At 63.5% G+C, this 6,718-nt stretch carries 7 protein-coding genes; 3 read left to right on the plus strand and 4 right to left on the minus strand.

Annotation, left to right across the window (positions count from 1 at the left end; all coding sequences use genetic code 11):
- The 3 genes from VF497_RS18555 to VF497_RS15435 form a co-directional block, all read right to left on the minus strand.
- Positions 1-176: FecR/PupR family sigma factor regulator (locus VF497_RS18555; RefSeq protein ID WP_414706922.1), on the minus strand; the 176-nt coding region annotated here is incomplete at its 3' end.
- Positions 158-619: a sigma-70 family RNA polymerase sigma factor gene (locus tag VF497_RS15430; protein WP_330890313.1), complete on the minus strand. Its 462-nt coding sequence runs from the start codon at positions 617-619 to the stop codon at positions 158-160. The genes VF497_RS15430 and VF497_RS18555, both read right to left, overlap by 19 nt.
- A 114-nt stretch (positions 620-733) precedes the next feature.
- Complete coding sequence (locus VF497_RS15435; protein ID WP_330890315.1) at positions 734-2,755, minus strand: M13 family metallopeptidase; 2,022 nt, start codon at positions 2,753-2,755, stop codon at positions 734-736.
- A 282-nt stretch (positions 2,756-3,037) separates the two neighbouring features.
- Between VF497_RS15435 and VF497_RS15440 the strand changes: the two genes are divergently transcribed.
- A complete protein-coding gene (locus VF497_RS15440; RefSeq protein ID WP_330890317.1) occupies positions 3,038-3,457 on the plus strand; it encodes a VOC family protein in 420 nt (139 codons plus the stop codon).
- Positions 3,458-3,470: 13 nt separating this feature from the next.
- On the opposite strand, the gene VF497_RS15445 is transcribed toward VF497_RS15440, so the two are convergent.
- Positions 3,471-5,468, minus strand: coding sequence for an SDR family oxidoreductase (locus VF497_RS15445; RefSeq protein WP_330890319.1), 1,998 nt, complete (start codon positions 5,466-5,468; stop codon positions 3,471-3,473).
- Positions 5,469-5,619: 151 nt separating this feature from the next.
- On the opposite strand from VF497_RS15445, the gene VF497_RS15450 reads away from it, so the two are divergent.
- The gene (locus VF497_RS15450) at positions 5,620-5,877 is read left to right on the plus strand and encodes an acyl-CoA-binding protein (RefSeq protein ID WP_330890321.1); all 258 of its coding nucleotides are present in this window, start codon (positions 5,620-5,622) and stop codon (positions 5,875-5,877) included.
- Positions 5,878-5,893: 16 nt separating this feature from the next.
- Entirely contained in the window at positions 5,894-6,538 is a 645-nt protein-coding gene (locus VF497_RS15455; RefSeq protein WP_330890323.1) for a TetR/AcrR family transcriptional regulator, read from the plus strand.
- Positions 6,539-6,718: the final 180 nt, after the last annotated feature.

Below are 6,718 nucleotides of genomic sequence, written 5' to 3' on the forward strand. Positions count from 1 at the left end.
ACGCGCGTGAATGCGCGCGCATGCGCGGGGCTGGCGCCGAGCCATTCCTTGAACGCCGCTTCGGTCGCCGGCGTGCGCTCGGATTCCTGCAGGCGCGTGAGCCACGCGGATGCTTCGGCCAAGGTCAACTCATTGATGACGTCGGAAGTGTTCGTTTTCATGTTTCGCCCATCCATTGGGTGAGGAACAGGAGTGCGCGGGCCACGCGCTTTTCCACGGCAGCGACGCCGAGTCCCTCGCGTTCGGCGATCTGCACGGCGGTCAGGCCGTCGAGACGCTTGGCCAGCAGGCAACGGCGCGTCAGCGGATCGAGCCGGCGCAGGCCCGTGCCGACGCGGCGCAGGCGTTCCTGCGAGAGCAGTTGCTCCTCGGGCTGCGGTGCTGCATCGGCGAGGCTGAGGATGTCGAACTCTTCATCGTCGACCGGCACGCGCGCGCGATGCCTGGCGCGGTCGCGACTCAGATTCATCGCGGCCGTGACGAGAAAGGCTTCCTGCGAGCGTATTTCCTGTTTGCGCGTATAGGTTTCCAGACGCACGAACGCCTCATGCAGCAGATCATCTGCATCCTGGGGCGCCACGCCGCTGCGCAGGACAACGGCGCGCACCTTGCGCAACATGGTCGAAAGTCCGCTCACTGCCCCGCTACTGTCCCGTTTTTTCCTGCCATTCGACCGTATAGACGTTCCACCGGGCGAATCCGGACATCGAATTTGGGGCGACGGACTTCGACCTCACCAGACCTGCACTCGCTGTGCCGGCGCGAGAAAGAGCTTCTGCTCCGGCTTGACCTCGAACGCCGGATACCAGGCGTCGAGATTGCGCACCGTGTCGCCACGGTACATGGCGAGTGCATGGCCGTCGGTGACGATCGCGTTGCGCATCGCCGCTTCGCGCATCTTGGTGCGCCAAGCCTGGGCGAAGGCCAGAAAGAAGCGTGCATCGCCGCTCAGACCCTGCAGCGTCGGCGCCGGCTTGCCGCCGAGCGACAGCAGATAGGCGTCGTGCGCGGCTGACAGTCCCGCCACGTCGGCGATGTTCTCGCTCAGCGTCTGTTTGCCGTTCTCGGCGAGATCGGGGAACGGCTTGTAGCCGTTGAACTGCTCGACGAGGCGCGCGCCGGCTTCCTCGAAATGCTTCGCATCGTCCGGCGTCCACCAGTTGACCAGGCGACCCTGTGCATCGAACTGGCTGCCCTGGTCGTCGAAACTGTGACTGATCTCGTGGCCGATCACCGCGCCGATCGCGCCGAAGTTGACCGCTGCATCGGCCTGCGCATCGAAGAACGGCGGCTGCAGGATTGCCGCGGGAAAATTCAGCGCGTTGGCGAGCGGCAGGTTGACCGCGTTGATTGTCTGCGGTGTCATCACCCACTCGCCGCGGTCGGGCGTCTTGCCGAGCTTGGCCAGCGCCTGACGATAGTCGAACTCCTGCGCGCGCTGCGCATTGCCGTAGGCGTCACCGCGCACGATCTTGAGCGTGGAGTAGTCCTGCCACTTGTCCGGATAACCGACGCCGACCTTGAGCGTGGCGAGCTTGGCCAGCGCCTTCTCCTTGGTCTGCGGCGACATCCACGCGAGCTTTTCGATACGTGCGTGATAAGCCTTGATCAGATCGCCGACCATCGCCTCGATCTTGGCCTTGGACTCGGGCGGGAAATATTTTTCGACGTAGAGCTTGCCGACGACTTCGCCGAGCGAGCCGTTGGTCGCCGCCACCGCACGTTTCCAGCGGTCGCGGATCTTCGGCGTGCCGCTGATCGCCGTGCCGTAGAACGCGAAGTTCTCGTCGACGAAGGCTTTCGGCAGAATGGCCGAATTGCGATCGATCAGGCGCAGCGCGAGATAATCCTTCCACGCCTCGACCGGCTCGCTGCCGACGAGCGCGGAGATGCCTGCGATCGCGCCGGGCTGCCAGACATAGAAATCGTCCTGCGCTTGCAGGCCCGCGGTCTTGAAGTACGCGCTCCAGTCGAGGCCCGGCGCCTTCTTCGCGAAGTCCGCGCGCTTCCACGGGTTGTTCGCCTTGTGCACGTCCTCGGAATCGACACGCGGGCCGTGGGCCTTCGCGATCTTCGTCTCGAGCGCGAAGATGCGCTCGGCCTTGGCATCTGCGTCCGCGATCTTGGCGAGCTTCAGCAACGCGGCGACGTGAGCACGGTACTTCGTGCGTAACTCAGCCATCTTCGGCGAGTCGGAGACGTAGTAGTCGCGGTCGGGCATGCCGAGGCCGCCCTGCAGCAGGTACGGCACGTTGCGGTTCGGATCGTCGAGCGCCTGCGTGATCCACACGCCGAAGATGTTGTCGGTATAGAAATTCGTCGAGTTGAGCGCGTCGACGTCGGCGCGCAGCGTCGTGCCGAGATAGCTTGCAAGCGCGGCTTTGTCCTTGATCGCGTCGATGCGGTCGAGGTCGGGCTTGAGCGGCGCAAGACCCTTGGTCTCGATGCCGGCCTCATCCATGTAGCTGGCATAGAAGTCGCCGACCTTCTGCGCATCGGTACCGTCGGCCGCCTTGGCCGCGGCGGCACCTTCGATCAGATCGCGCACGCGCTGGTTGTTGAGTTCGGACAGCACACCCCAGGCGCCCCAGCTCGAACGGTCGGCCGGAATCTCGTTCGCCTTGATCCAGGCACCGTTGGCGTAGTCGAAGAAATCATCGCCCGGCTTGACCGAGTGGTCGATGCCGGCGAGATCGACACCATGGAAAGTTTCCGCTTCCTTCGCCTGAGGCGAAGCAACGATCAAGACGGCCATGGCTGCGGCAACGGCCGCAAAAACGCGTGAGCGGTGAGTGCGCATGTTCTTCCCTTCAGGGTGAAAATTGCAGGTTAACGCATGGCTGGCGGACCCGGCATGGGTGGAAAGTCACCCGGAGCATTCGCCGTCATGCCCTCGAAAAGCAAAGAGTGTTTACGACACCATCTGGCGGTGGATCAATGCGAGCAAAAATTTTCCTTTCGTGTCGAAATTGCCATCTGCCATTCGTCGGACAGGCGACAACACGCCCTGTCGCCTCAATCCAATGGAGAATTCACCATGTCCAAAATGATTTTCATCAGCCTGCCTGTTGCCAACCTCGATGCGTCGATGATCTTCTACAAAGCCCTCGGTTTCACGAACAACCCGAGCTTCACTGACGATACGGCCGCCTGCATGGTGTGGAGCGAGACCATCCACGTCATGCTGCTCACCCACGTGAAGTGGCGCACGTTCACGGACCGGCCGATCCCGCCGTCGACATCGAGCGAAGTGTCGCTCGCCCTGACCTTGGACAGCCGCGAAGCCGTCGACGCGATGAACGCTGCCGCCGCTGCGAACGGCGGAACGGCGGACATAAATCCCGTGCAGGATCACGGCTTCATGTACGGCCGCGACATGACCGACCCCGATGGCCACATCTGGGGCGCGATGTGGATGGACCCGGCAGCGATCCCTCCGGGCGATCAAAGGAAATGATGGCGACCGTACGCTACCAGTGCACTCCGCGCATGATCGCCGCGAACGCGACCTGCTCGCTGGTCGGCTGCTGCTGTTCCAGTTCCGCCCTGCCCTTCATGCCCTTGGCTGCGGCCGAATCGGGGAACATGCGGAACGCGGTGTTCATGATGACCTCGTACAGGCGTGGCGCGACCGCGTAGAGCAGCTGCGCGAAGATGCCGGTGCGTGTGGCGATGCGCACGGGGCGATCGATGATCGCCTCGGCGATCAGGTCGGCGGCTTCGTCGGGAGACAGCGTCGGCACCGAGTCATACATTTTGGTCGGCGCGATCATCGGCGTCTTCACCAGCGGCATGTTGATCGTGGTGAAATTGATGCCGTTGTCGGAGAACTCGGCCTGCGCGCAGCGCGAGAACGCGTCGAGCGCGGCCTTTGATGCGACATAGGCCGAGAAACGCGGTGCGTTGGTCAGCACGCCAATCGAGGAGATGTTGATGACGTGGCCGCGATGGCGTTCGGTCATGCCGGGCAGGAAGCCCATGATCAGGCGCAGCGAGCCGAAGTAGTTGAGCTGCATCGTGCGCTCGAAATCGTGGAAGCGATCGTAGCTCGAGGCGATCGCGCGACGGATCGAGCGGCCGGCGTTGTTGACGAGGATGTCGACGCCGCCGTGCTCCTTAACGATCGTGGCGACGAGCTCGTCGGCCGATTTCATTTCGGCGAGGTCGGCGACATAGGTGTGGCAGACGCCGCCCGCCGCTTCGATCTCCTTCTTCGCCTCGGCGAGTTCGTCGGCGCCGCGTGCGCAGATCAGCACCTTGCCGCCGGCGCCGGCGATCTTCAGCGCCGCAGCCTTGCCGATGCCTGAGGAGCCGCCCGTGATCAGCACACGGCGGCCCTTGACCTTGCCGCTCAGCGAGTGGTCGACGAACAGGTCGGGATCAAGGTGGCGCTCCCAGTAGTCCCACAGCCGCCACGCGTAGCTGTCGAGCTTCGGCAGCTTGATCTTCGAGCCGCGCAGTGCGCGTTCGGTCTCGCGCGAATCGAAGCGGGTCGGGTAGTTGATCAACTTGAGCGCCTCGGCCGGAATGCCGAGGTCGCGCAGCACGGCGTTGACGAAGCGCTTCACCGGCGGCAGCCCGGCGAGCCCTTGTCGCACCACCGCCGGGATGAACGCGAACATGCGCGCGTCGAGCCGCATCGACATCTGCGGCGCATGTCCCGCGTGGGCGAAGATATTGAGCACCTGGCCGATGCGCAGCGGCGCCGGATCGGTGAGATGGAACACGCCGCCGTCGAGTCCGGGCTTGTGCGCGATGTGGTCCATCGCATCGACGACGAAATCGACCGGCACCATGTTGACGCGCCCGCCCTCGATGCCGAGCACGGGCATCCACGCCGGCAGCATCTGGCGCAGCTTCTTCAGCGTGCGGAAAAAGTAGTACGGGCCGTCGATCTTGTCGATCTCGCCGGTCTGCGAATGGCCGAGCACGATTGCAGGACGATAGATGCGGTGCGGGCGTGTGCACTCCTTGCGCACGATCGCCTCGGACTCGTGCTTGGTCTTGAAGTAGGGATTTGCGTCGACGTCCTCGGCCTCGTCGAACATGTCCTCGCGGAACACGCCCGGATACATGCCGGCGACGGCGATCGAACTCGCGTGGTGGAAGCAACCGGCCTTGATCTCGTCGGCGAGCTGCATGGCGTGGCGCGTGCCCTCGACGTTGGCCTTGTACTGGCTTTCGGCGTCGGCGGCGAGGTCGTAGATCGCGGCGAGATGGAAGAAATGCTTGATCTTGCCCGCCAGCGCTTTGCGCTGCGCTGGAGTCAAACCGAGATGCGGCTTGCCGATGTCGCCCTGCACCGCGACCAGGCGCTTGCCGTCGTCGCCGAGGCGTTCGCGCAGCGCTTCGAACTTGTCCATCGATCCCTTGCGCACGAGGCAGTGGATCGTGCCCTTGCGCGCAAGGAGTTTTTCCACGAGATTGCGGCCGATGAAACCCGTCGCGCCGGTGACGAAATATGTCATGTTTTACCCCGTATGTTGTCCCTGTCGCGAGTATTGCACGTCATCAGCAGAATGCTTGTTGCGCTGCATCGCGCCGATGTTGAATCCCGGCTCGCGTTGACCGGACAACGACGGCGTGCGTAGAATTCCGTGCTGTCCTCCGGGGAAATTTATGGCCGATCTGAAAGCGAAGTTCGAGAAGGCAAGCGAAGACGTCAAGCTGCTCAAGGAACGGCCGGACAACGACACCTTGCTCAAGCTCTACGCGCTCTACAAGCAGGGCTCGGAAGGCGACGTCTCCGGCCCCAAGCCCGGCTTCTTCGATTTCGTCGGCACGGCCAAGTACGAAGCCTGGGCCAAGCTCAAGGGCACCAAGGCCGAGGACGCGCAGCAGAAGTACATCGACCTTGTGAAGAAACTCGGCGGCTGAACGCCGCGCGGCGCACATGGCGCGGCAGACGAAGGACCGCATCCTCGAGGTCAGCCTCGCGATGTTCAATGCGCAGGGCGAGCCGAACGTCACCACGAACCACATCGCCGACGAGCTCGAGATCAGCCCCGGCAATCTCTACTACCACTACCGCAACAAGGAAAACATCGTCGAGCACATCTTCGCGCGCTTCGAGGCGCGCATGGATCAGGCCCTGCTCGTGCCCGGCGATCGCCTGCCGACGCTCGAAGACGTGTGGCTGCAGTTGCACATGGTGTTCGAGTGCATGTGGGACTACCGCTTCCTCTATCGCGATCTCGTCGACATCCTCTCGCGCAACCGCAAGCTGCGCGCGCACTTCGCGCGCATCCTCGCGCGCGCGGGCGCGAGCACGCGCGACGTGCTCACCGGCCTCGCCCAGGCTGGCATCGTGCGCGCCACCGCCGACGAGATTCGCGCGACCGCGGAGAACGTGCTGCTTGTGACGACGTTCTGGCTCAACTTCAACGCCGTGCGTGCGAGCGCGGACCTGCACAAGATTGCGCCTAGCCAAGAAGACCTGACTCACGGCATCTACCAGGTGATGTTGCTGATCGCGCCGTTTTTGCGCGATGCGGAGCGTGTGCATCTCAATACGCTGGCGCAGGCTTATCGGCGCTGACGCTTTGCGCTCGTCGTCCCGGCGGGGAGTGCCGGGACCCAAACTGCAGCGATGCCACGATCACGTGCCTTCGGTTATTCGAACCGCGACCTTCACCTTTCCACACGCATCCCGCGCGCGGGTTACTTTCTCTTGCTTGTGCAAGAGAAAGTAACCAAAGAGAACACACCCCGGATGCCG

The organism is Rudaea sp. (assembly GCF_036383415.1).
In the GTDB taxonomy this organism is placed as follows: domain Bacteria; phylum Pseudomonadota; class Gammaproteobacteria; order Xanthomonadales; family Rhodanobacteraceae; genus Rudaea.

Excerpts from the sequence above, each read along its gene's own strand:
- VF497_RS15450 (WP_330890321.1), top strand. The coding sequence starts at position 5,620 with ATGGCCGATCTGAAAGCGAAGTTCGAGAAGGCAAGCGAAGACGTCAAG.
- VF497_RS15445 (WP_330890319.1), bottom strand. The coding sequence starts at position 5,468 with ATGACATATTTCGTCACCGGCGCGACGGGTTTCATCGGCCGCAATCTC.
- VF497_RS15435 (WP_330890315.1), bottom strand. The coding sequence starts at position 2,755 with ATGGCCGTCTTGATCGTTGCTTCGCCTCAGGCGAAGGAAGCGGAAACT.
- VF497_RS15455 (WP_330890323.1), top strand. The coding sequence starts at position 5,894 with ATGGCGCGGCAGACGAAGGACCGCATCCTCGAGGTCAGCCTCGCGATG.
- VF497_RS15430 (WP_330890313.1), bottom strand. The coding sequence starts at position 619 with ATGTTGCGCAAGGTGCGCGCCGTTGTCCTGCGCAGCGGCGTGGCGCCC.
- VF497_RS15440 (WP_330890317.1), top strand. The coding sequence starts at position 3,038 with ATGTCCAAAATGATTTTCATCAGCCTGCCTGTTGCCAACCTCGATGCG.